Origin of the sequence: Chryseobacterium indologenes (assembly GCF_002025665.1) — a bacterium.
In the GTDB taxonomy this organism is placed as follows: Bacteria; Bacteroidota; Bacteroidia; order Flavobacteriales; family Weeksellaceae; genus Chryseobacterium; species Chryseobacterium metallicongregator.
The window spans coordinates 2,533,856-2,558,743 of the sequence record NZ_CP018786.1; the positions used below are offsets into that span (position 1 = coordinate 2,533,856).

At 37.2% G+C, this 24,888-nt stretch carries 20 protein-coding genes; 17 read left to right on the top strand and 3 right to left on the bottom strand.

What is annotated here, in order from left to right; genetic code table 11:
* The first annotated feature begins 23 nt into the window (after positions 1-23).
* From BUE84_RS11490 to BUE84_RS11530, 9 genes are all read left to right on the top strand, one after another.
* On the top strand, positions 24-1,418 hold the full coding sequence (locus tag BUE84_RS11490; RefSeq protein ID WP_079243923.1) for an alkaline phosphatase: 1,395 nt from the start codon (positions 24-26) through the stop codon (positions 1,416-1,418).
* 215 nt (positions 1,419-1,633) lie between these two features.
* Positions 1,634-2,959 (top strand): phosphatidylserine decarboxylase family protein, encoded by a 1,326-nt coding sequence (locus BUE84_RS11495; protein WP_079241755.1) that lies wholly within the window; start codon positions 1,634-1,636, stop codon positions 2,957-2,959.
* 257 nt (positions 2,960-3,216) lie between these two features.
* On the top strand, positions 3,217-3,831 hold the full coding sequence (locus BUE84_RS11500) for a TetR/AcrR family transcriptional regulator (protein ID WP_079241756.1): 615 nt from the start codon (positions 3,217-3,219) through the stop codon (positions 3,829-3,831).
* Between the two features lie 85 nt (positions 3,832-3,916).
* The gene (locus BUE84_RS11505) at positions 3,917-5,203 is read left to right on the top strand and encodes a TolC family protein (RefSeq protein WP_079241757.1); all 1,287 of its coding nucleotides are present in this window, start codon (positions 3,917-3,919) and stop codon (positions 5,201-5,203) included.
* 15 nt (positions 5,204-5,218) lie between these two features.
* Positions 5,219-6,148, top strand: coding sequence for an HlyD family secretion protein (locus BUE84_RS11510; protein WP_079241758.1), 930 nt, complete (start codon positions 5,219-5,221; stop codon positions 6,146-6,148).
* Positions 6,149-6,172: 24 nt separating this feature from the next.
* Positions 6,173-7,102 (top strand): ABC transporter ATP-binding protein, encoded by a 930-nt coding sequence (locus BUE84_RS11515; protein WP_079241759.1) that lies wholly within the window; start codon positions 6,173-6,175, stop codon positions 7,100-7,102.
* The gene (locus BUE84_RS11520) at positions 7,092-7,835 is read left to right on the top strand and encodes an ABC transporter ATP-binding protein (RefSeq protein ID WP_079241760.1); all 744 of its coding nucleotides are present in this window, start codon (positions 7,092-7,094) and stop codon (positions 7,833-7,835) included. The genes BUE84_RS11515 and BUE84_RS11520 overlap by 11 nt, the downstream gene beginning before the upstream one ends.
* 49 nt (positions 7,836-7,884) lie before the next feature.
* The gene (locus BUE84_RS11525) at positions 7,885-8,991 is read left to right on the top strand and encodes an ABC transporter permease (protein ID WP_079241761.1); all 1,107 of its coding nucleotides are present in this window, start codon (positions 7,885-7,887) and stop codon (positions 8,989-8,991) included.
* Entirely contained in the window at positions 8,988-10,112 is a 1,125-nt protein-coding gene (locus BUE84_RS11530) for an ABC transporter permease (RefSeq protein WP_079241762.1), read from the top strand. The genes BUE84_RS11525 and BUE84_RS11530 overlap by 4 nt, the downstream gene beginning before the upstream one ends.
* A gap of 16 nt (positions 10,113-10,128) precedes the next feature.
* On the opposite strand, the gene BUE84_RS11535 is transcribed toward BUE84_RS11530, so the two are convergent.
* Entirely contained in the window at positions 10,129-10,953 is an 825-nt protein-coding gene (locus tag BUE84_RS11535; protein ID WP_079241763.1) for an anti-sigma factor domain-containing protein, read from the bottom strand.
* A 1-nt stretch (position 10,954) separates the two neighbouring features.
* The gene (locus BUE84_RS11540) at positions 10,955-11,524 is read right to left on the bottom strand and encodes an RNA polymerase sigma factor (RefSeq protein WP_238594409.1); all 570 of its coding nucleotides are present in this window, start codon (positions 11,522-11,524) and stop codon (positions 10,955-10,957) included.
* Between the two features lie 90 nt (positions 11,525-11,614).
* Here BUE84_RS11540 and msrB point away from each other — a divergent pair, with 90 nt between their 5' ends.
* The 8 genes from msrB to BUE84_RS11580 all read left to right on the top strand — a co-directional run bounded on the left by msrB (position 11,615) and on the right by BUE84_RS11580 (position 23,635).
* Positions 11,615-12,130 carry a peptide-methionine (R)-S-oxide reductase MsrB gene (msrB, locus tag BUE84_RS11545; protein ID WP_079241764.1) on the top strand — a complete coding sequence of 172 codons (516 nt, stop codon included), beginning with the start codon at positions 11,615-11,617 and terminating at the stop codon, positions 12,128-12,130.
* A 113-nt stretch (positions 12,131-12,243) separates the two neighbouring features.
* Positions 12,244-12,813, top strand: a complete 570-nt coding sequence (locus BUE84_RS11550) for a fasciclin domain-containing protein (protein WP_079241765.1) — start codon at positions 12,244-12,246, stop codon at positions 12,811-12,813.
* A gap of 78 nt (positions 12,814-12,891) precedes the next feature.
* Complete coding sequence (locus BUE84_RS11555) at positions 12,892-13,602, top strand: ferritin-like domain-containing protein (RefSeq protein ID WP_034697923.1); 711 nt, start codon at positions 12,892-12,894, stop codon at positions 13,600-13,602.
* Positions 13,603-13,626: 24 nt separating this feature from the next.
* Entirely contained in the window at positions 13,627-14,442 is an 816-nt protein-coding gene (locus tag BUE84_RS11560) for a ferritin-like domain-containing protein (RefSeq protein WP_079241766.1), read from the top strand.
* 407 nt (positions 14,443-14,849) lie between these two features.
* A complete protein-coding gene (locus BUE84_RS11565; RefSeq protein WP_079241767.1) occupies positions 14,850-18,758 on the top strand; it encodes a response regulator in 3,909 nt (1,302 codons plus the stop codon).
* Positions 18,759-18,770: 12 nt separating this feature from the next.
* Positions 18,771-19,127 carry a response regulator transcription factor gene (locus tag BUE84_RS11570; protein WP_034697917.1) on the top strand — a complete coding sequence of 119 codons (357 nt, stop codon included), beginning with the start codon at positions 18,771-18,773 and terminating at the stop codon, positions 19,125-19,127.
* Positions 19,128-19,136: 9 nt separating this feature from the next.
* On the top strand, positions 19,137-20,204 hold the full coding sequence (locus BUE84_RS11575; protein ID WP_079241768.1) for a HEAT repeat domain-containing protein: 1,068 nt from the start codon (positions 19,137-19,139) through the stop codon (positions 20,202-20,204).
* Positions 20,198-23,635 carry a sulfatase-like hydrolase/transferase gene (locus BUE84_RS11580; protein ID WP_079241769.1) on the top strand — a complete coding sequence of 1,146 codons (3,438 nt, stop codon included), beginning with the start codon at positions 20,198-20,200 and terminating at the stop codon, positions 23,633-23,635. The genes BUE84_RS11575 and BUE84_RS11580 overlap by 7 nt, the downstream gene beginning before the upstream one ends.
* On the opposite strand, the gene BUE84_RS11585 is transcribed toward BUE84_RS11580, so the two are convergent.
* Entirely contained in the window at positions 23,632-24,867 is a 1,236-nt protein-coding gene (locus BUE84_RS11585; RefSeq protein ID WP_079241770.1) for a YaiO family outer membrane beta-barrel protein, read from the bottom strand. The genes BUE84_RS11580 and BUE84_RS11585 overlap by 4 nt on opposite strands.
* Positions 24,868-24,888 lie beyond the last annotated feature (21 nt).

The following is a 24,888-nucleotide window of genomic DNA, read 5'->3' on the forward strand; positions in this document are numbered from 1 at the left end:
TTCAGCATTATTTCAAAAACAATATGGACAGAAGAAAATTTCTAAAAGGATCTGCACTGCTTTCAGGACTATTGACCTTATCACCATCCGATCTCTGGAGCTTCGGGAAGAACACTGAGCAACACGGAAAAGGGAAAGCTAAGAATATCATCTTCATGGTAAGTGACGGGATGAGCCTGGGAACGCTTTCAATGGCAGACTTGTATTCACGGAACATTTTAGGAAAAGGAAGTAACTGGCTTAATCTGTATCATGATAAAAGGGTGACCCGTGCTTTGATGGACACCGCTTCTGCAAGTTCTATCGTTACAGATTCTGCTGCCGCAAGTTCAGCTTTTGGAGGAGGAATAAGAGTTAAAAACGGAACTCTGAATATAGGAGCCAATGGAGAAAAGCATCTTCCCATATGGCAGAAATATAAAAAAGCAGGAAAGAAAGCCGGTTGTGTGACTACGGTAACCATTACTCATGCGACTCCTGCAGGATTCTGTATAAATTCTTCCAAAAGAAATGCTGAACCTCAAATTGCAGAAATGTATGCAGAGCTGGAATTAGATGTGCTGTTTGGAGGCGGAGACGAATTTTTCAACCCTGCCAAAAGAGAAGATAAAAAAGACCTCTATTCTGTTTACAGCAAAAAAGGATACCGGATCCTGAAAACACAAAATGATCTGAAAGAAATCAAAAAAGGGGAAAAACTATTAGGAATCTTCAGTACAGGTGCATTACCCTATACTATTGACAGAACCCATCTTCAGGAGTACAAAAACACACCGACTCTTGCTGAAATGGCCACTACCGCCATCAATCAGATGAAAGATCATCCCGAAGGTTTTGTCCTTCAGGTAGAAGCCGGAAAAGTAGACTGGTCTGCTCATGCCAATGACGTAGCCGCACTTATCCATGATCAGCTGGCATTTGATGAAGCTGTAAAGGCAGTCATAGATTTTGCTGAAAAAGATGGAAATACTTTAGTCATCATCACTACAGATCATGGAAATGCGAATCCGGGAACTATTTACGGAGCTGAAGCCACCAAGCAGTTTAACAGTATTTCAGAATACAAATACACCAATGAATACATTCTGAACAAGATTCACAAAGATTATTCTGTAAAAGACATTAAAGACTGGATTTATGAAGGCAACAAAATTACACTGAACGATGATGAAGCCAAACATATTTTGAGTTTTTACAACGGACTTGAAAAAGAAGAAGGACTTTATAATTATAAGAAACTGCCTTTTAAATTATATTCAGAAATTCAGAAAAGCAGGAATTCTGTGGGGTGGATCAGCATGGATCATTCCGGAGATTATGTGGAAGTAGCTGCTTATGGCCCTGGAAACGAGTTTTTACAGCCGTTCATCAAAAATACAGACCTTCATGATCTGATGCTGAAGGCCTGTCTGGTATAGACATTCATATTTTTTCATATTTAATTATTTGGGAGATACGAGGCGGATTGATTGTGTCCGCCTTGTTTTTTTGTGCATAAAAACAAACTGCCATTAAAATTACACAGTAGGTGTTTTTACTTATTTCACATTAAGTAGAAATACTATTGTGATATTCTGTCAATTGAAGTAACTTTATAGTACCATCAATTTTAAAAAAACTTAAAAACCGTACTATGAACCATGTAAAATACAGAGTGGGGAAATGGCTGCCCTCAGACAGAAAGTTCCTTAACACCTGGCTGGAAAAAAAAGTAAAGCAGGCTCAAAACAGCAGACTTCCAATGAATCCGACCGTTGCTGATCTCAGGGACGCAATCTACAATAATCCTGTTTTATATATGAGTTTTACCAGCATGTATGATGAGATCCCACAAGGATATAATGAACCTGTAAAAAACTTCGAAACCATGCTCCTTATTATCAATCAGGTTTTACAGGAAGCGCCATGCTACAGTGTTATAGAAGATAATATAGGACTTGTAGGATTTCCGATTAATGCGATTGTAGACTGGGCAATGGGAACTCAGGCAGGATATTTAACGTTTCTTCATCCCGAAGTTAACGAAAAACTAAGCGTTATTTTAGCAGAATGGAAAACTTTTCTGGAATCTCCGGCATCACAATATGTTTTGGTGAATGGTCCGGTAAACCAGCCACAGCCGGATTACACCAATCCTTTAGGTTGGTTTTCTCCACAAGCTCTCGAAGCAATTGCTGCCATGGATCCTTTAAGAGGAAAAGGGAATAATCCTGAAGATCCTTTACAGAATTTCATTTACAATTATCAGTGCCAACCTAATGAACCTTATTTTGGATTTAAAAGCTGGGACGATTTTTTTACCCGTCAATTTAATCCAGGAGTAAGAGAAGTAAGTGAGGAGGACAAAGATCCGTCAGTTATTGTTAATGCCTGCGAATCGGCTCCTTACAATTGTGTTACCAATGCTCAGATGAAAGATAAATTCTGGATGAAAGGACAACCTTATTCTTTGCTGGATATCATGAACCATCATGAACTGGCTCAGAAATTTGGTGATAACAGCACAGTCTATCAGGCATTTCTTTGTGCTAAAACCTATCATCGATGGAACAGTCCGGTAGATGGTACTATTGTAGCCATTGAGAATGTTCCGGGAACTTATTATGCTGAAGCTCCTATTGAAGGTTATGATCCTTCCGGCCCTAATGATTCTCAGGGATATATCACAGAACTGGCTGCACGTGCCTTGATTTTTATCCAGTCAGATAATGATAAAATAGGATTGATGTGCTTTGTTGCTATTGGAATGGCTGAAGTATCCAGCTGTGAAATTACTGTAAAAGAAGGGGATCACGTCAAAAAAGGAGATCCTATAGGCACCTTTCATTTTGGCGGATCTACCCATTGTTTGATTTTCAGGCCTGAAGTCAATATTGATTTTGATTTCCACGGGCAGACACCTTGCCTGAATACCTACAACATTCCTTTGAAAGCAAGAATCGGAGTAGTTACTAATTAAATCATACGTCAAAATCATATTTTATCAATCATAGAAACAGAAAATAATCTTCAGTTTCTATGATTTTTTTATAGGTTATGAAACAGTAAACTTTTCCAAAATTCTGTCCTCAAAATATATGAATACTTTACATTTAAACACACAAAACTTTGTTTATCAAATAATTAAATGTCACTATGTTAAATTTAATCAAATGATTAAAATATTTGATTAAATAATAAATTTTGTTTATATCTTTGTAAGAGAAAATAGTAGGAATGAAAAAAATAGATAGCAGTACGGAAGAAAAAATAAAAGAAGCAGCCCGTACTGTGTTTTATAAAAAAGGATTTGCTGCCACAAGAACGCGGGACATCGCAGAAGAAGCGGGAATCAATCTGGCATTACTCAACTATTATTTCAGAAGTAAAGCAAAGCTTTTTGAGATGATTATGATAGAAACAATGGCAGGATTTTTTCAGAATTTAATGATGGTACTCAATGATAAAAATACCAGTATTGATGAGAAAGTGGTGGAAGTAGTAGGAAAATATATTGATCTCATCATCAAAGAACCGGAAATTCCAACGTTCATTATCAGTGAACTTCGCAATAATCCTAATCTGCTTTTACAAAAAATTCCTCTGAAAGAAGTAATAGAAACCTCCGAGTTTTTAAAACAACATCAGGAAGCCATAAAGAACGGAAGCATTAAAGAGCCCAATCCTCTCCATTTTCTGATCAATATACTCGGACTTACCGTATTTCCTTTTATTGCCAAGCCCATGTTACTGGGAAGCAGTAAACTGAATGACAAAGAATTTGAAAAGCTGATGCTGGAACGCAAGAAGCTCATTCCTATGTGGATAAAAGCCACCATGTCAAAAGGATAATTTTTTTGTCCTTAATTTAATCAAATGATTAAATCTGATGAATAATAAATGTAAAATTGGTTTTAACTTCAAATAATCAATTCTTATGTATAGAAAATTTCATATACCTCTTCTTACGCTTTTTTTAAGTGTGACAGCTGTTACTTCTCTGAATGCTCAGTCTGCACCATTAACGCTTGAAGAATGTTATCACCTTGCAAAAGAAAATTATCCTACAATCAAAAAATTAGGAATTGTAGCAAAAACGGCAGAATACACAATAGATAACGCAAATAAAGGCTACCTGCCCAAAATTTCATTTACCGGTCAGGCAACTTACCAATCCCAAACTATCAGCTTTTCTGATGCTTTAGGGGCTCTACCTATCAATGCATCACTTCCGTCATTAAGTAGAGACCAATATAAAATTCAGGGAGAGGTAGATCAGTTATTATATGATGGTGGTATAATACACAACCAGAAAGAGCTTACAAAAGTTAATACAGAACTACAAACCCAAAATATAGAAGTTTCCTTATATACATTAAAACAGAGAATTAATGCTTTATTTTTCTCTATTCTTTTAACCAATGCTCAGCTCAGACAAAATGAAATAAAAAAAGCAAGCCTGCAGACTCAGGTACAGAAAGCAGAAGCATCTTTGCAATATGGAACAGCCTACCGCAGTAATGTAGATGAACTGAAGGCAGAAGTATTGAATACAGAGATGGCCGGTACAGAATATATATCCAGTCGCAACGCTTATCTGAAAATGCTTGGGATCTTTATTGGAAAAGAACTTTCCGATTCTTCAGTATTGGAATCCCCGGAGCCGGAACTTCTATCTGCGGAAATCAACAGACCGGAACTGAAAGGTTTTGATCTTCAGAAATCAGTCTACACATTACAGGAAGAACAGCTTAAATCTGATCTTATGCCTAAGGTAAGTGCTTTCTTTCAGGGAGCATATGGAAGACCTACTCTTAATATTATTGAAAATAAATTCGGACCATGGTTTATTACCGGAGTAAGATTCAGCTGGTCTCTGGAAAGTTTGTATACATCTTCCAATAAAAAACAAATTCTGGAGCTGAACAGAAAAGCTACCGATACGGACAAAGAAACATTTTTACTCAATACCAAAATGGACATGGCTCAGCAGGAAGAAAACATTAAAAAATACAGCAACCTGCTGGAGCAGGACAAAATCGTAATCGGCCTTAGACAATCAGTCAGCAGATCAGCAGAAGCTCAGCTGGCAAATGGTGTAATTACGACCCATGAATATATTCAGAAGCTTAATACAGAACACCTGGCTAATCAGACAATGATTCTCCATCAGATTCAGCTGTTACAGGCCAGGTATAATCAGAAATTTATTTCCGGAAATTAATAATCCTTGAATTCTATGAAAAAAATGATCATCATACTAAGTGCTTTTACCCTGTTAAGTGCATGTAAATCCAAAGACGAATTTGATGCTTCAGGAAACTTTGAAGCAGATGAAGTTATCGTTTCTGCCCAGCAAAACGGAGAATTAATTTCCTATTCCATACAGGAAGGAGCCACTCTTAAAGCAGGTGCTCAGGTGGGCCGTATTGACGTTACCATGGCCGAACTGCAGAAAGCACAGGCAGAAGCCAGCATTCAAGCCTTACAGCAAAAAACAAGTAATACCAATGAACAGGATTTGTTGGTGAAAAAACAGTTGGCCGTACAGGAAGCACAGCTGGATCATCAGATTCATGAACGTACCCGTACCGCCAATCTGGTAAAGGCAGATGCTGCAACCCGAAAGCAGTTAGACGATATTGATGCTGCCATTGTACAGCTCAAAAAGCAGATTTCCGTTACCCGACAGCAGCTTTCCGTCAATAATTCCAACAACAGCACCCAAAACAGAAGCATTTTAAGTGAAAAAGCTCCCCTGGAAAAAACAGCAGCACAATTTCAGGAACAAATTAATAAAGGAACAATTATCAATCCTATCAATGGGGCAGTATTGGTTAACTATGCGCTGAAAGGTGAAATGCAGGTGATTGGAAAACCTCTGTATAAAATAGCAGATATCAGTACTCTGGATCTCAGAGCCTATATTACCGGAACTCAATTGCCACAGGTAAAACTTGGCCAGAAAGTAAAAGTAAGAATCGATCAGGGAGAAAAGGGATTTAAAGAATATCCGGGAATCATTACATGGATTTCAGACAAATCGGAATTTTCTCCAAAAACCATCCAAACCAAAGATGAAAGAGCCAATCTTGTCTATGCGATCAAAATACGAGTGAAAAATGATGGTTATCTGAAGATAGGAATGTACGGAGAAACACTATTTTAAAAAATTAAATACGATCACCAGAAAATGTTTTCCATTACCGTAAAAAATATAATCAAAACCTACAATGGCGTAAAAGCAGTAGATGATATTTCTTTTGATGTAAAGAAAGGAGAGCTTTTTGGTCTTATCGGGCCTGATGGAGCTGGAAAAACCTCTCTATTCCGGATTCTGACCACTCTTTTACTGGCAGACAGCGGAACGGCAGAAGTGGAAGGTCATGATGTGGTAAAGGAATATCAGCCCATCAGAAATAAAGTAGGATACATGCCCGGAAAATTTTCTCTTTATCAGGATCTTACAGTGAATGAAAATCTGAATTTCTTTGCAGCCATTTTTGAAACTACAATTGAAGAAAATTACGATCTGATTAAAGATATTTATGAGCAGATTAAACCATTTGGTAACCGGCGGGCAGGTAAGCTCTCTGGAGGAATGAAACAAAAACTGGCATTATGCTGCGCTCTGATCCATAAACCGGAAGTCTTATTTCTTGATGAGCCCACAACCGGAGTAGATGTTGTTTCCAGAAAAGAATTCTGGGATATGCTGGCTAAATTGAAAGAGCAGAATATCACCATCCTGGTATCCACACCTTATATGGATGAAGCAAAACTTTGTGACCGGATTGCACTGATACAGAATGGAAAAATAATGTCTATAGATCAACCTGAAAACATTGTAAACAATTTTCCCAAACCACTTTTTGCTGCTAAAAGTAAAAATATTTATCCACTGCTTGAAGCTCTCCGTACTGACAAAGATATTGAAAGCTGTTATGCTTTTGGAGAATATCTGCACCTTACATTAAAAGAAGATGGAGATATGCAATCTGTAATAAATATAGCCGAAAGATATCATCCGGAAAGTTTGGAAGTGATGAAAATAACACCAACCATTGAAGACAGTTTTATCCGGCTGATGCGGGAACAAAAAGAAGTAAATCATGGAGAATAAAGCAATTATCTGTAGAGACCTCACCAAACAGTTTGGAGACTTTAAAGCTGTTGATTCTATTTCTTTTGATGTGGATCAAGGCGAGATATTCGGTTTCCTTGGAGCTAACGGAGCAGGAAAAACTACCGCCATGCGGATTCTGTGCGGATTATCTTACCCTACTTCAGGAACAGCATCAGTAGCCGGATTCAATGTATATAAACAACAAGAACAGATCAAAAAAAATATTGGCTATATGAGCCAGAAATTCTCGCTCTATGATAACCTTACCATTCTGGAGAATATTGAGTTTTATGGAGGTGTATATGGGGTTTCCCGCAAGGATATAAAGACAAGAAGTACTGATCTGGTTGCTACATTGGGATTAGAAAACGAAGCAAAAAAACTGGTAGGAGCCCTCCCATTAGGCTGGAAACAAAAACTGGCATTCTCGGTGGCTGTTTTTCATAAACCTAAAATTGTATTTCTTGATGAACCTACCGGAGGCGTAGATCCTATCACCCGAAGACAGTTCTGGGATATGATTTATCAGGCAGCAGCAGATGGGATTACCGTATTTGTGACCACACACTATATGGATGAAGCAGAATACTGCAACCGAATCTCTGTGATGGTAGATGGAAAAGTAGAAGCCATGGATACACCTTCCAATCTTAAAAAGAAGTTCAATACCCATTCCATGGATGATGTATTTTATGAACTGGCAAGAGGAGCCAAAAGATCAGGCGATTAAAACAAAAAAGATCTCAACGGATAAAGAGTTGTCCAAAAAAGACTAAATAATGAAACAGTTATTCGTATTCATCAGAAAAGAATTCTATCATGTATTCAGAGACCGGAGAACGCTGCTGATTCTTTTCGGTATGCCTGTTGTTCAAATTATCCTTTTTGGGTATGCTTTGAGTAGTGAGGTTAAAAATATCGGGATTACAGTTTTGGACAATGCCCATGATGTTCAGTCTGAGCAGGTCATTTCAAAGATAAAATCAAGTTCCTATTTCCAGATGCAGGAATCTTCTCTAAATTATCCGGATATTGAGAAAAAATTCAGGGAAGGGAAGATAAAATGTGCCGTAATATTTCCCGCGAATTTCGGATCAGATCTCTATACCTCAGACGGAGCGCAGATACGGATTATTGCCGATGCTTCAGATCCGAATACAGCCACTATTCTTACCAATTATCTCAATGCAATGATTGCAGGGTACCAGCAGCAGCTCAATCCCAATATCAAACCTTCCTATAAGATTCTTCCTGAAATGAGGCAGCTTTATAATGAAGACCAGAATGGATCCCTTAATTTTATTCCGGGTGTTATTGCCCTTATCTTTATGATTGTAAGTACTGCTTTGACATCCGTAGCTGTTGTTCGCGAAAAAGAAATGGGAACCATGGAAATATTATTGGTGTCTCCTTTCAAACCTGTTATGGTATTGATAGCAAAAGCTATCCCTTATCTTGTGCTGTCTCTTGTTAACTTTATCATTATTCTCCTTCTCTCTGTTTATTTATTAAATGTAGAGATCCGTGGCAGCCTTGTTCTATTGTTTGTAGAAAGCATATTATTCATTATCACATGTCTTTCATTAGGTCTATTGATATCTAATGTTACCAACTCCCAGCAGACCGCTATGCTTATTTCCATGATGGGAATGATGCTTCCTACCTTATTATTAACGGGATTTATGTTTCCCGTAGAAAATATGCCGGTAGTTTTTCAGGTGATATCCAGAATTCTTCCCTCAAGATATTATTATGATATTGTAAAAGCAGTCATGCTGAAAGGTCTTGATTTCAGATATGTATGGAAAGAGACGTTGGTTTTACTGATCATGTCGGTAGGATTGCTGGCACTTGCCCTGAAGAAATTTAAAATCCGTCTGTCATGAGAATAATGGTATTCATATTGAGAAAAGAATTTCGTCAGATATTCAGGGATAAAACGATCCTTGCGATGATGTTTGTAATGCCTGTAGTACAGCTGATCATCATGCCTCTGGCCGCCAATTTTGAAGTAAAAAACATCAATATTGCCTATATAGATCATGACCACAGCAGCTATTCTCAAAAATTACTTCATAAAATCATGTCTTCCGGTTACTTTAAACTGGCAGGAAATCCTGAATCCTATAAAAATGGATTAAAAATGATTGAAGAGGGAAATGCTGACCTTGTTTTGGAAATTCCTCCCGGATTTGAACGCAATCTTGTGCGGGAAGGAAGCCAGAAAGTGAATCTCTCTATTGATGCAATTAATGGAACAAAATCAGCACTGGGAGGAAGCTATTTACTCTCTGTGATCAATGATTTCAACAGTAGTCTGGATGTGAATGTAAAATTATCAGCCCGAAAATCAGACAATACTCCTGCGAAAATTGTTATTAAAGAGACCAACTGGTATAACCCAAGAGCAGAATATAAATATTATATGGTTCCGGGTATATTAGTACTGCTTCTTACTCTGATCGGAGGTTTTATCACTGCCTTAAACATTGTAAAAGAGAAGGAAATAGGAACGATTGAACAAATTAACGTAACTCCTATAAAAAAATGGCAGTTTATTTTAGGTAAGCTGATTCCTTTCTGGATTGTAGGAATGATCGTTTTTACCATAGGACTCGTTGTAATGTATGTTATTTATGGTATTTTTCCGGAAGGGAGTCTTTTCACACTGTATGTTTTTGCAGCAATTTATCTTATTGCTTTACTGGGGTTGGGACTGCTCATATCCACCTTTGCAGATACCCAGCTGCAAGCCATGTTTATTGCATATTTTTTTATGATGGTATTTATGTTGATGAGCGGTTTTTTTACGAATACCGAAAGTATGCCGGACTGGGCTCGGAAAATGTCTAACCTTACTCCCGTAACTCATTTTATTAAAGTAGTAAGACTCATTGTCCTGAAAGGCAGTCGATTCTATGAAGTACAAACCGAATTCTATTATCTGGTAGGTTTTGCAGTGGTACTTAACGGTCTTGCGATCTATAATTACAGAAAGGCCAATTAAATGAAATGGGTGAAACTTAAATTTCACCCATTACAAACATATTTTCCATAGTCGGAACGCTGCTTCCACCTTCTTTTTCAAGCGTAATAGCAAAAGCCTGAGCTTCTGGTATACTGGCCAGAGCAATCCTACTGTCTTTATCTTCGGTGTACATTCCTGCATTTACCGGTTTTCCATCTTCTATAGCCCAAAGCTGATATTGCATACCTTCAGGGGCTTTAGGAAGTTTTTCTGCATTCAGATAGACTTCTTTCGTCTTTTTGTCCCAGAAAACCATGGCTTTGTCCTCTGTATGTTTTTCTACGCCCTTCAGCATTACCATCTGCATATCAGGATTGGAAAACATATCAATCTTAAGATTCATTTTCTCCATTGCCTGATCCTGATTCTTCTTGTCTGCCATCATTAGTGCTATTTTTTCCTGATTGTCAGATTGCGTATTCATCCAGAATACATTTCCGCCAACACTTACCAGAAATAATACCGAAGCTGCTATAGCATATGTTTTCCAAGGAGTACTTCTCTGAATCTCCTTTCTGTCTGTATTATTTTCTCTCTGTCTTCCTACTTCAGGAATATCTGCTGAAAGAACAGGAGCTACTTCTTCAGCCACCTGTTCCTGTTGAATTTTATTCCAAATCTTAGATTTCAAATCACTTGGAGGTGTTACAGCCTGAGCTGTAGCAAGATGTTCTAAAGTTTTCTGTGCTTCTTCAAAAGCCGCTTTTACTTCAGCATTATTTTTCATCACACACTCCAAAATCCCTGCTTCCTCGGGAGAAGCATGACCTAGAATATAAGATTCTATAATTCCGGATGATATGTATTCTTTAGTGTTCAATTTATTGATAATCTTTTAGCAAATCTTTTAATTTCATCAGTGCATTCCGCATTTTCGTTTTTACCGTTCCCAGCGGTATCTTCAGTTTTTCGGATATTTCATGCTGGGTATATCCCTGATAATAAGCAAGGTTTATAAGCTCCTGCTTGTCTGCTTCCAGACCTTCCAGCACGTTATTAAATCCGATATAATCGGAAGAATTATTAGTGGTTGAAAGCTCTGCAGTATTATATACGAAATCCGGAAGTGATTGGTTTTTAAGTTCATTCTGGAATCCCTTAGATTTTAGATAGTCGATAGCTGTATTCCGGGCAATATTGATCATCCATGTATAAAACCTTCCTTTGGAAGAGTCATACTGATGGATGGAGTTCCATATTTTAACAAAAACATCCTGAATAACTTCTTCGGTATATTCTTTAGACTGAACGATTCGAAGAATGATTCCATACAACGCACCGGAATAGTGGTCATACAGATAATGAAAACCGTTTTCGTTTTTTTCTTTTAATAAAACGATAAGTTCCTCTTCCGAATAGGTTGTTTTAATAGCGTTTATTTTTCTAGTCAAATGTAATAAAATAAAACATATTCCCAACAAAATCTACAACAACTTTTATTTCGTACATGATAATAAGAAAATAATTAAAAAATAGTCAATATGAAAACACCATTTTCAAAAACAATACTTGCTTTTTGCGTTGTCTTATCTTTCGGGACTTATCACGCACAAAGTACTCTTTTTAAAAGCAAAAATCCATATTACTCACACACTGCACAAAATACACTGAAAGTAAGCAATAATGAATGGAAAAAGATTTTAAAACCAGAACTCTATCAGGTGGCCAGAGAAGGAGCTACAGAAACGGCTTTTACCGGAAAATATTATGAATTTGATGAAAAAGGGACTTATTATTGTGCCGTATGCGGGAATCCTCTTTTTATTTCAACCTCCAAATTCGCTACCACCTGCGGCTGGCCTTCTTTTTATCAGCCCATTGGTAAAAAAAGTGTCAAATACAGAAAAGATACTTCTTATCACATGGAACGTACGGAAGTACTATGCGGAAGATGTGATTCTCATTTGGGACACGTCTTTGATGATGGTCCGAAACCTACAGGAAAACGTTTCTGCATGAACTCTATATGTCTTGAATTTATTCCAAATAAAAAATAATAAACTGATTTACAGTGAATTAAAAATAATTTTCATTTTTTTCAATCTAAAATAAAACCAACCTCGTAAATGATTTTAAAACACACCAGTATAATTAACTAAAAATCAACGCAATGAACACACATTCAAAAATCACAGTTTTAGCAATGGTAGCTTTATCATTTGCTTTCAGCGGAAAGGTAACTGCACAAACGATGAAAGAAAAAACAGTAATGGTAGGAGGAGCCCCTATGTATCCATCCAAAAATATTATTGAAAACGCGGTCAACTCCAAAGATCACAAAACTCTTGTTGCAGCAGTGAAAGCAGCAGGTTTGGTAGAAACTCTACAGGGCGCAGGACCTTTTACTGTACTGGCACCTACAGATGCTGCCTTTGCAAAACTTCCGAAAGGAACAGTAGAAAACCTTGTAAAACCTGAAAACAAAGCAATGCTTACTTCCATCTTAACTTATCACGTTCTTCCCGGAAGATACAGTGCTAAAGAAATATGGACAGCCGTAAAAGCAGGGAACGGAAAAAGCATGATGAAAACAGTACAGGGTGAAAATCTTACATTCTGGACAAAAGGTAAAGATCTTTACATAAAAGATGCAAAAGGAAACAGTGCCAAAGTAACGATTGCTGATGTGAACCAATCTAATGGAGTGATTCATGTAATAGATACGGTATTGATGCCATAATAAATTCTAAGATTTCAAACAGCATATTCAGTATGCTGTTTTTCTTTCTTTTATATCTAACACTAAAAAATTAATAGTATGAAAAAACCAATTCAGGTTTCTAATCAGGGTGCCACCCTTGATACCAGCAGAAGAAACTTTTTAAAATTAGGTGGAGTAGGATTAGCCATTGCAGGCCTTACCATCATCGGATGTAATGATGATGATGACTTCCAGATTATAGAAGAATCCAAGTATGATCTTGGCACAGGAGATGTAGGTGTACTCAATTATGCTTATGCTTTAGAACAGCTTGAAGCCGATTTTTACACGAAAGTGGTGAACAATTTTTATACGGGAATTTCCAGTATTGAAAAAGAGGTTTTTACAGATCTCTATCATCATGAGGTGATTCATAGAGATTTCTTCAAAGTTGCCATTAGTGGCGCTACAGATCATGTGCTTCCTAAGCTTGAATTCCAGTATCCGAATGTGAATTTTAATGACAGGAATTCAGTATTGGCTACCGCAAAAGCATTGGAAGATACCGGTGTTGCAGCTTATAATGGAGCAGGAAAATATATTTCCAATCCTGCCTATCTTGTGATTGCCGGTAAAATAGTTTCTGTGGAAGCCAGACATGCCTCTGCCATCAGAAATCTAATCAATCCCGGATCTGCCGATTTTTCGGGAGATGATGTGATAGATGCTAATGGACTTGATCTCGCCAAAGAGCCAAAAGATATTGTAATGGCTGCCGGAGCATTTATCAAAACACCTTTTACCTGGAAAGAAAGAGGAATCAACTAATCATTCACCTTAAAAACTCACATTATGAATATTCTTAGATTACTGGACAAGCTTTCTGATGATAAATTTTTCACTTCAGAAGCTTCAAGACTGGAAACCATTACGAATATTTCTTTATTCGGAAAAAAAGCAGCTACAGCAGCTGTACCTCTTGGATTAGGAGCGATGATGGCTACTCCAGCCAAAGCAGAAGCTCCAAAAGCAAAATTAACAGGTATGGCTCTAAAAAGTACACTCACAGATGCTTTACAGCTGGCATTGGTACTGGAATATCTGGAAAATGAGTACTACAGCATCGGATTGTCAACACCAGGATTAATTCCTAATGGAGACAGAACCGTTTTCATGCAGATTTCAAAACATGAATCTGCCCATGTAAGCTTCCTGAAAAGCACACTGACTTCTTTAGGAACAACTCCCGGAAATAAGCCTACGTTTGATTTTACAGCAGGCGGAAATTTCATGCCTTTTATAGATTATAACCAATTTCTTATCCTTGCTCAGGCCTTTGAAGATACCGGAGTAAGAGCTTATAAAGGACAGGCAGGAAATGTGATGTCCAACAAAGTGGTGCTTCAGGCAGCATTACAGATTCATTCCGTTGAAGCAAGACATGCTTCACAAGTAAGAAGAATGAGAGCCAACAAAGGGTGGATTGAGCTTGCTAACGGAGGAAGTATGCCTTCAGCCACCAATCCTGTGTATGCAGGAGAAGACAATACCAATCAGGCAGGCTACAACACAGCAACTCTATTTGGTGCTGCGGCAGGTTCTGCAGCTTATGATGAAATTTTAAGCGGCAGCGATGCACAGGCTATTGCTTCATTGTTCATAGTTTAGTTGTGATTTGGATGATGATAAGTGGTGAGTCCATTTCCGAATTTTCCGGGAATGGACTTTTTGAAATAATAAATGATCTGCCTTCAAAAATATTCATATTTAAGATGTATTATACAACAGATTTCATTCATTAAGCATCTTATTATCAGACCAGGTACTTTTATCTTTATAATAGATATTACTTCTTTATTTATTTAAAAACTTTTCCTGGTTAATTTTAAATAAATACACATATAGCTTTATTATCAAATTTACTGTAACGGAATACGAAATAATTTCGTAATTTGGTTTACTTATTAAAATAATAATTTAAAGCACTTAAAAATATTTAAAATATAAACTTTAATGCCTTGATTATCATTTTTTAATAATCAAAAAAGAAAAGTCTCTAATTGTTGATATAGTATATGAAGAAGTATCCAATTCCTGCGAATGAAGAAGGGAGAATGAAGAAACTGGAGTATTTTGATCTTTTAAACCTTGAAAAAGATCCCCAGTTAGACATTTTTGCAGAAACCGCATGTCTGGTGACAGACTGTCCTGCAGCGCTTATTGCCATGATGGAAAGCGAAACCCAGACCATTCAGAGTTGCGTGGGAATGGCTCTTGATTTTGTAGACAGAAAAAATACGGTATGCCAATATTCAATTGCAAGTGGAGAAATTCTGATCATCAATGATACATTATTGGATGAAAGATCATCAGAAAATCCACTCATTCTGGCGGGCGGAATCCGGTTTTATGCAGGAGTTCCTTTGATTGATGATGAAGGTTTTGTATTGGGAACCATCTGCGTTATCGACTATAAACCTAAAACCATCACAGAAGACCAGATATCTGCTCTAAAAAAGATAGGAGACGCGATCACAAAAATTCTGACGGGCAAAAGGAAAAATATCCAGGCTGAGTATTTTCAACAAACTTTTACCATTTCCAATAACCTGATCTGTGTTCTGGGTAAAGATTTCTCACTGAAAGAGATTAATCCGGCTTTTGAAAATACATTTCAAATGGATAAAGGTCAGATTCTCGGCCAGAATTTCCTGGACCTGATAGGGAATCATAATTCTCAACTCCAATTACTTTCCAAAAACCTTCCCAATACGGATGAAGAAGTAACATTTACTACTTCAACAAAAATAGATGATATCCAAACGATCATTATTGAATGGTATTTAAAGCTCAATCAAAATCATTCAGAGATTTTTTGTTTTGGAATTAATATCACCCAACGTATTGAAGAAAAGCTTAAACTAGAAAGCTCTGAACGCCGCTTCAGAAGCTTCTTTGAAAATGCTATAGGCTTAATGAGTATGCATGATATGGAAGGAAATATCATTGCTGTCAACGAGAAAGGAAGAGAAACCCTTCAATATTCTGTCGAAGAGGTAGAAAGGTTGAATTTAAAAGACCTTGTTCCCCAGAAAAACTGGCCTCTTCTTGAACAATACCTCGAAAGAATCAACAAAAATCAGGAAGATTTCGGAACCATGATCCTGAGAACTAAAGGAGGTGAAGACATGATCTGGATGTACCATAATCTTGTGGAAATCAACAAAGAAGGAAATCCTTACGTGGTGAGTACCGCACTGAATGTTACCGAAAGAATAACTTTGGAAAAAGATCTTGTTCATACCAAAAAGATGTTGGAACAAACCAGTGCCGTTGCACAGGTGGGAGGATGGGAAGTCAACCTGAAAAACAATACTGTTCTCTGGTCACAATCTACCAGAGAAATCCATAAAATAGATAAAAATTTCCAGCCTGATTTTGAAAATGCACTGGGGTTCTATAGTGAAAAAAGCCGTGAGAAACTGGAATTCTTATTCGAAAAAGCTATAAAAGAAGGGATTCCCTATGATGAAGAATTACAGCTTGTACAAAATGACGGCATGATGATCTGGGTAAGGGTAAAAGGTATCCCGGAATTTGAAGATGGAGTATGCACCAGAGTCTATGGAATTATTCAGAATATTGATACCTTCAAAAATATCTACCTGGAACTGGCTAAAAAAGAAGCTATGCTGCAGTCTTTTGTAAAATATGTACCTTCTACAGTAGCCATGTTTGACAAAGATCTCAATTATGTTTCTGTAAGCAGAAGCTGGAAAGATGAGTTTCAGATGAATGACATCAGACTTATTGGTGAGAACATGTTTAAAATCTCACCCAATGTACCGGATGAGAGATTAAAAATATATCAGGATGCACTGGCAGGAAAGGCCTATAAAAATGAAGATATGGCCATAGAAGTTCCGGGTAAAGGAATCATTCAGCATTACAGTGTAGAAGTGACGCCTTGGTACCTTTCCAATAATGTTATCGGAGGAATTATTGTTTCTGCACAGAATATTACCCCTTCCGTAAGAATCAATAGAGAACTGAAAAATGCCAAGAAAATGGCAGATATTGCCAGCAAAGCAAAGTCTGAATTCTTAGCCAACATGAGCCATGAAATCCGGACTCCGCTGAACGGTGTTATTGGTTTTTCCGATCTTCTTTTAAAAACTCCGTTGAATGATATACAGACTCAATACCTCAATTATATCAATGAATCAGGAGAGAATTTATTGAATATCATCAATGATATTCTTGATTTTTCCAAGGTAGAATCCGGAAAAATGGATCTTATCATTGAAAAATCCAATATTTATGACATGGTAAGTCAGGTGATCAATGTAATCCTTTACCAGTCACAGAAAAAAAATATAGAATTACTCCTCAATATAGAACAGGGTCTTCCTGAAATCATGTGGCTGGATGAATCAAGACTGAAACAAATTTTAGTCAACCTTCTTGGAAATGCCGTGAAATTTACACAACAGGGAGAAATAGAGCTTAAAGTAGAAAAGCTCAATATTGATAACAAGAATATCAAACTTAGATTTTCTGTAAGAGATACCGGAATTGGTATTCCTAAGGAAAAGCAACACCATATTTTCAATGCCTTTACGCAAGAAAACAGCTCTATCAGTAAAACGTATGGAGGAACGGGTCTCGGATTGACCATTTCCAATAATATTCTGAAATATATGGGAAGCAGCCTGTCATTGGTAAGTGAACTTCAAAAAGGTTCTGTTTTCTATTTTGACTTAGAGGTTCCTTATGAACTATCTGATCGTCATGAAGACGAAGATCTGAAAATAAGCAAAGTACTTATTGTAGATGATAATGAAGCAAACAGAATTATCATTCAACACATGCTTGCTTATAAAAATATAGATTCAAAGCTTGCGGCCAATGGAATGGAGGCTCTTCAGATACTGCTTGCAGGAGAGCGTTTTGATGTCATTCTGATGGATTATCATATGCCTATCATTTCCGGTCTGGAAACAATAGAAAAAATCAAGGAACTATTCAGCAAACAAAATGAATCTTCTCCTTTGATTATTCTCCACACGTCTTCCGAGGAACATGATGTGATCAATTCTTTCCGTCAGGAAAACAATTCATTCTTCCTGCTGAAGCCTATCAAGTCTGAAGAACTCTATAAAACATTGAGACGAGCTGTAAAAAACACTGAAAAGGAGGTAACCAGCATTGCACAACCGGAAACAGAAGACTCTATACTGATGCAGGCACCGCAGGTTTTATTGGTGGATGACAATCCTGTTAATATGGTTCTTAACCACAAAATGATGCGTTCATTGGTACCGGATGCACATCTTACAGAAGCTACGGATGGACTTCAGGCAGTTTTGCAGTGTAAAGAAAAGGCATTCAATATCATTTTAATGGATGTTCAGATGCCGGTAATGGATGGTATTGAAGCGACCAAACAAATCCGTTTACTCCCGGAATATTCTAATGTTCCCATTATTGGGGTAACGGCAGGTAATGTACTGGGAGAGAAAGAAAAATGTCTGGATTCCGGGATGAATGACTTCCTTCCTAAACCTTTAAGGCAGGCAGATCTGCTGGAAATGCTTAAAAAGTACATCATTAACGAAAGTAATAACCCTGCTGAAGATTCTTCCCATCAGGAAAATTACCTTGATATAAATCTTCTGAACGAACAAATAGGTGACGATGATGAAGATTTCAGGAAAATCTTCTTAAATCTTGTCATAGAACAACTTAATCAGGCTGAAGAAAATATCAAAAAAAGTACTGCTGAAAAAGACAGTGACCACCTGAAACTGATTCTTCACAAACTCAAAGGAACAGCAGGAACAGCAGGATTGGTAAAACTTACAGAACGTACTGCCAGCTGGGAGAAAAAAGCAGAAACGAACATGGATTTTATGTCCATGGAAGAAGAAATTATCCGCGAAATAACAACAGGATTACAATTAATTAAAAATCTAATACAATAAAATACTAAAATTATGCTGATTCTAATCGCCGAAGACGACGAACTGATTCTAAAAACGATTGAACACAAATTATTAAAAGAAGGGCATGAAGTGATCCTGACCCGAAACGGGAAAGACGCTATCGAAACCCTTAAAACCAGAGATGTAGATCTGGCTATCACAGATATTATGATGCCGTTTGCCTCAGGAATTGAAATACTTTCAGCCATTAAAACCATGGGCAAGCAGGTACCAGTAATCATGCTTTCCAGCATGGGGCAGGAAGAAGTAGTACTGAATGCTTTTGACCTCGGAGCTGCCGATTTTATTGTGAAACCATTCAGTCCCAATGAATTGATATTAAGAATAAAAAGATTCTCTTTAAAATAAACTAAAGCCATGTTTCTCACCACTTCTGTGCATTTTCTTTTTCTTGTTTTTCTGGGAATGCTATCTTTAGTACTCTTACTGATTATTGTTGTACTGATTTACAGCTTTTATCAGTACAGAGAATCTGTTCAGGCCTTCAGATGGTCTGAAGTGATCAATAAAAAAATCTCAGAAGTGATTGTATATGGCGAAGAGGAAATGTATGCAGACACTAACTTTTCAGTGGCTTCTGGCAGTCCTTCATTCAGAAATCTATTCCTTCAGAAACTGGCAGAATCCGAGAAAAAATTTTCCGGAGCAGCTCAAAATAAGCTCAAAGACTTATTCCGGGAATATGGCCTTCAGGAAGAAGCATTGAAAAAACTGAATCAAAAGAAAGAACATATTATTGCAGGAGGAATACAGGAGCTTACAGCAATGCACGTGGAAGAAGCATTGCCAAAAATTTCTACATTTTTAACCCATCCTTCAGCTCAGGTGTATCAGGAGGCTCAATATGCGATGGTTAACTTTAAAGGATTTGAAGGTCTTCATTTTCTGAACAGCATTTCCTCCAGAATATCAGAATGGCAGCAGCTTCGTTTGCTTATTTCAATCACCCACATTCCTGAAAAATCAGGGGATAGTATTAAAAAATGGATGGAAAGTTCTAATGAATCCGTAGTCATTTTTACCCTTAAGCTATTAAGAAAATTTCAGATATTATCACTCTATTCTACAGTAATTGATCTGTTGAATCATCCTTCCGTTGAAGTAAGGGTACAAGCAGTACAGACTTTATTGTCACTGGAAAATTCTTCCACCATTGCTCATCTTATGGAAATGTATCCAAATCAACCCATTGAAGTGCAGAAAGAGGTTCTGAAAGTCATGAAAAAGTCAAAAGAACAATGCAGTACGGATTTTCTGAAAAATCAATTATTAAACAATGCTGATTCAGGGATAAAGGTGTATGCTGCAGAAGCTTTATGTGCTTTGGAGCAACAGGAATACCTGGCAGAAATATCTCAAAAAGAAACCTCTTCAGAAGAACTCATTCAAATTATTAAATACGCATTACAGGAAAAAGTATGTTAGAATTCTCACACATCATCTATGAAGTTGTTATTTGGTTGTTTTTGGTTTACGGAACAGCAGTAACCCTTATCTATGGCTGGATAGGAATTTATGCGTTGGGTGCTGTATTGCGTTATAAAAAAGAAAATACATTCACAGACTACAGCATCATTGCGGCTAATCCCAATGCTCCTGTATTCAGCGTTATTGCTCCGGCCTATAATGAAGGAATGACCATTGTGGAAAATGTACGTTCTCTCTTATCTCTTTACTATCATAATCTTGAAATTATCATTGTAAATGACGGAAGTAAGGATGATTCTATCCAAAAGCTGATCGAAGCTTACGAACTTGAATCTGTAGTTTATTTTATTCAGGGAAAAATAGAAACCAATGCGGTAAGAGGAGTTTATAAAAGTAAAAACCCGGCCTTTAAAAAACTGATTGTTGTTGATAAAGAAAACGGAGGAAAGGCAGATGCTTTAAATGTTGGCGTCAATATTTCTTCCGGTGAATATCTGGTCTGCATTGATGTTGACTGTATTCTGGAGCAGGACTCCATTTTAAAGCTTGCAAAGCCCATGCTGGAGCAGACTGATAAAAAGTTCATTGCATGCGGTGGAGTGATTCGTCTGGCTAACAATTGCGTCATTGAAAACGGAAAAGTAGTAAGTGTCAATATGCCGAAAACCCTACTGGGAAGAACACAGGCATTGGAATATATCCGAGCTTTTGTATTGGGGCGTATGGCGTGGTCCAGAGCTTCAGGATTGATTCTGATCTCCGGTGCTTTTGGAGTCTTTGACCGAAAAATCGTACTGGCTTGCGGTGGTTATGATAAAAGTACAGTGGGAGAGGACATGGAGCTGGTGGTAAGAATGAGGAAGTACATGGAAGAAAAAAATGAGCCTTACGAAGTACTTACTATTCCGGATCCTCTATGCTGGACAGAAGTTCCCGAATCCAAAGATATTCTTAGAAAACAGCGAAACAGATGGATGCGCGGTACCATGGAAACCCTGTGGAAACACCGAAAAATGATGTTCAATCCAAAGTATAAAAAACTGGGAATGATCAGCCTTCCTTATTGGTTCTTCTTTGAATTTCTCGGTCCGCTCATCGAATTTTCAGGTTATATTATCTTTATCATCTTTTTATTACTGGGAATTATCAACTGGCCATTCTTTATCGTTCTGTTCGCCCTCGTGATCTCAATGGGATTCTTATATTCCATCTATGCGATACTGGTGGATCTCGTAAGCCATCAGGTCTACACCAAAAGAAAAGACTTCTTTAGATTAATTTTCACAGCTTTTTCCGAACCTTTTTATTTTCATCCAATTGTGGTAAAAGCAGGGGTTAACGGATTTATAGATTATTTCAAAAAATCTCATGGCTGGGGCGAAATGACAAGACAAGGTTTCAACCAAAGTACACAACATTTACCGCTGAAAGAAAGAATATCTGCTATTCTTCAGGTAGGACTCAAAAAATGGGGAATGCTGGCGTTGGTTTTCTTTGCATTATTTTTAATAGGAGTAACCGCAGAATCTCTATGGTACAAATATACCTTTCCAAAATTTGAAACATCAGCCATTATTGGGCGTCTTTTCTTTGAAAACATTTTATTTGCCCTGCAACTGACATTCTGTGTCGGAGTTATATATCTGATTATTAATTTTATCAAAGAAGGCTGGGCAAGAATTCTGGGAATTTTAACCCTGGTTGTTGTAGCAGTTACACAGTATATCTTATTCCTATATTTTTCTGAAAGCCGTAACGTATTGGGTGCAGATCTTTTATACTACAGTAAAGAAGAGATGAAGCAGATTTTGCAGGCAAGCGGAATGCTCAACTTCAAAAACTTTGCATTACTGGGAATTTTGATAACAGCTTCTCTTGTTCCTTTATGGATTGCAGGTAAAACAGCTTTAAAATCAATATATCCGGGAATGATATTATTGATTTTCGGATTATCAGCATTCTTTATTCCTTCCAATTTAGTAGGAGCAAAGGTTTTGAATTCTGAGAGTGAGTTTAACCAAAATGCAGCAAAAAGTAAATGGGCTTATTTCTTTAAATCCAATGAAGACAATTTCATCAGCGACCATCCGGAACTCACCGAATTGCTAAGCGATAATGAAGATTTTACCGCCAACGCAGAAATGATCGATAAAAACTTTCCGTTCTGGAGAAAAGAAAACACCCCGGATTTCTTAGGATCTTATATGAACAAATCTGAGAAAGTTCCTAATCTTGTTTTTCTTGTTATGGAAGGCTTCGGACATGCGTATACATCTCCGAAAGGATATATCGGCAACTTCACCCCTTATCTTGATTCTTTATCCAATAAAGGGTTGTATTGGGAAAACAGTTTAAGCTCAGCAGGAAGAACATTCGGAGCATTACCATCATTAACGGGATCTCTTCCTTTCGGAAAAAACGGCTTCCTTGAAATAGAAAAAACACCGGAGAATTTCAATCTTTATAATATCCTTAAAGCGAACGGATTTGAAACAGGATTTTATTATGGAGGTCATGTATCATTTGACCGCTACCGTGAATTCCTGGAATACAGTGGAGTAGATCATATTGTGGACGAAGCCTCATTCACCATTCCATACCGTAAACTTCCTGCTAACAACGGGGAGAGTTGGGGATATGAAGATCAGGCAGTCTTAAATAAAATGCAACAGCAACAGAAACCGCAGAATCAGCCGTATTTCAATATGATACTTACACTTTCAACACATAATCCTTTTTTAATCAACAATAAGGATTATTATGAAAAGTTGTACAACCAAAGGCTAAACTCAGGGATTTTAACCAAAGAACAGAAAAAATGGGCAGCCGCTCATAAAAATCAGCTCATCTCCGTCTTGAATGCTGATGATGCTATGAAAGGGTTCTTTGAAAATTACAGCAAACGTCCGGATTTCAAAAACACAATTTTTGTCATTACAGGAGATCACAGTATGCCTGAAATTACCTTAGAATCTAAAATTGACAGATTCCATGTGCCTTTATTAATCTATTCACCATTATTAAAAGAATCAAAACGTTTTCATAAAACAGTAAGTCATTTTGATATTGCACCTTCTATTTTAGCGTACTACAGAAATAATTATAAAATCACTACACCTTCTACAGTAACATGGGTTGGAAGAGGATTCTCCGCAGATGCTGAAATCAACAAAGCCGGAATTCCTATGATGCAAAGTAAAAACCAGCTTATAGATTTTGTTTCTGAAAAATATTATATCCATGATGGGCAGCTTTTCACGCTTAAAGACATGGAAGAAGATGCTTCCAATGACGCTGCAGCCATGAGTAAGATCAATGGAAGGTTCAATCAGTATAAAAGCATGAATGCTCAGTTTTATTCCACGAAAAAACTGATGCCGGATTCAGTAATCGTCAATTTTAAGAAAAAAACAAAATCAAAGTTTTAAAACTTTCGGGTATAGCCTAAAGTAATGTCAAACTGATTTCCTTTCTCACCCGGACGGAATTCCTGGTTATAATACATTGTTCCTATAGAAAAAAGATTGACGGAGCGGTAAGAAAAGTTATACTCAGCGCCTACTTTAAAGGTTTTAAGCTTAAAGGTCTCGTTTTCCAGAAGATTATTTCGGTATTCTTCCGGGCTTATTCCTGTTCCAATCTGAAAAGCAAAATAATCCTGAGCTCCTTTAGTATAATAACGCACCGTTCCTGTATAAGAATGTGAAATGTTTTTGCTGTCAGGAGTAATATAAGTACGCAGGTTGAACCAGAAATTTTTATAATATTTTCCTACAGCAGCAGTATACATCCAGATGCTGTTGCTGAAATGAAGCTGGCGGTATCCCAATTCTGCTTCAAAACTGTGAGGAAGATTGGCATTCAGGGAAACACCGGTACGGTATTTCGGAAACAGACCTACATCATCAGAATATCCTCCGCCTACATAAAGGTAGAACATTTTGGAAAGTCTTGGATACGCTTCCAATTCAATCTGTGTACCGCCTTGTGCAAATTTGTTTGCATAGTTTCCGCGAAGGATCACAGAACCAATAGGTGTAATTCTTTTGTAACTTACTCCTACGATATGCCAGTCATCATCAAATTGTTTGTCAAAATGGGAATAGTTGTAAATAATTCCAACAGCATTTTTAGAAGACAGATCCTTGATTCTTACTGCAAGAGCCCTTGCCTCTGTATTTTTTGGATTAATAGATAATAGAGTGGTTACTGCTTTGTCAGCTTCTTCATAATTATCCATTCCAAAATATACTTTTGCTTTCAACAATAGTAATGCCTCAGATTTAGAATGATAAAAAAGTCCTTTATCTATAATTTCGATAGCTTTTGTATTCTGATCATTCCAGTATTCCAATGAAGCATACGCCAGGAAATAATCTTCATCCTGAACCTCTCTTTTTCCGAGATCTTCAAACACAGCTCTTGCTGCCGCTACGTCTTTATTCCAGGTATATAATCTTCCTAGAAAAACGGAAATATCAGTATAATTAGGTGCTTTTTCCAATGCCTCTTTTGCCAGGGCAATAGATGTAGCATAGTCTTTCTGCTCAAAAGCAGTGGTACGGGCTTTAACAAACAATTCATCAGCAGTAAGATTCTGCTGGCTATATAGAGTAATTGGGAAAAGTAATGCTAATAAAAAAGTCGGATATCTTTTCATCGAAGTTTATTATTAATGAGC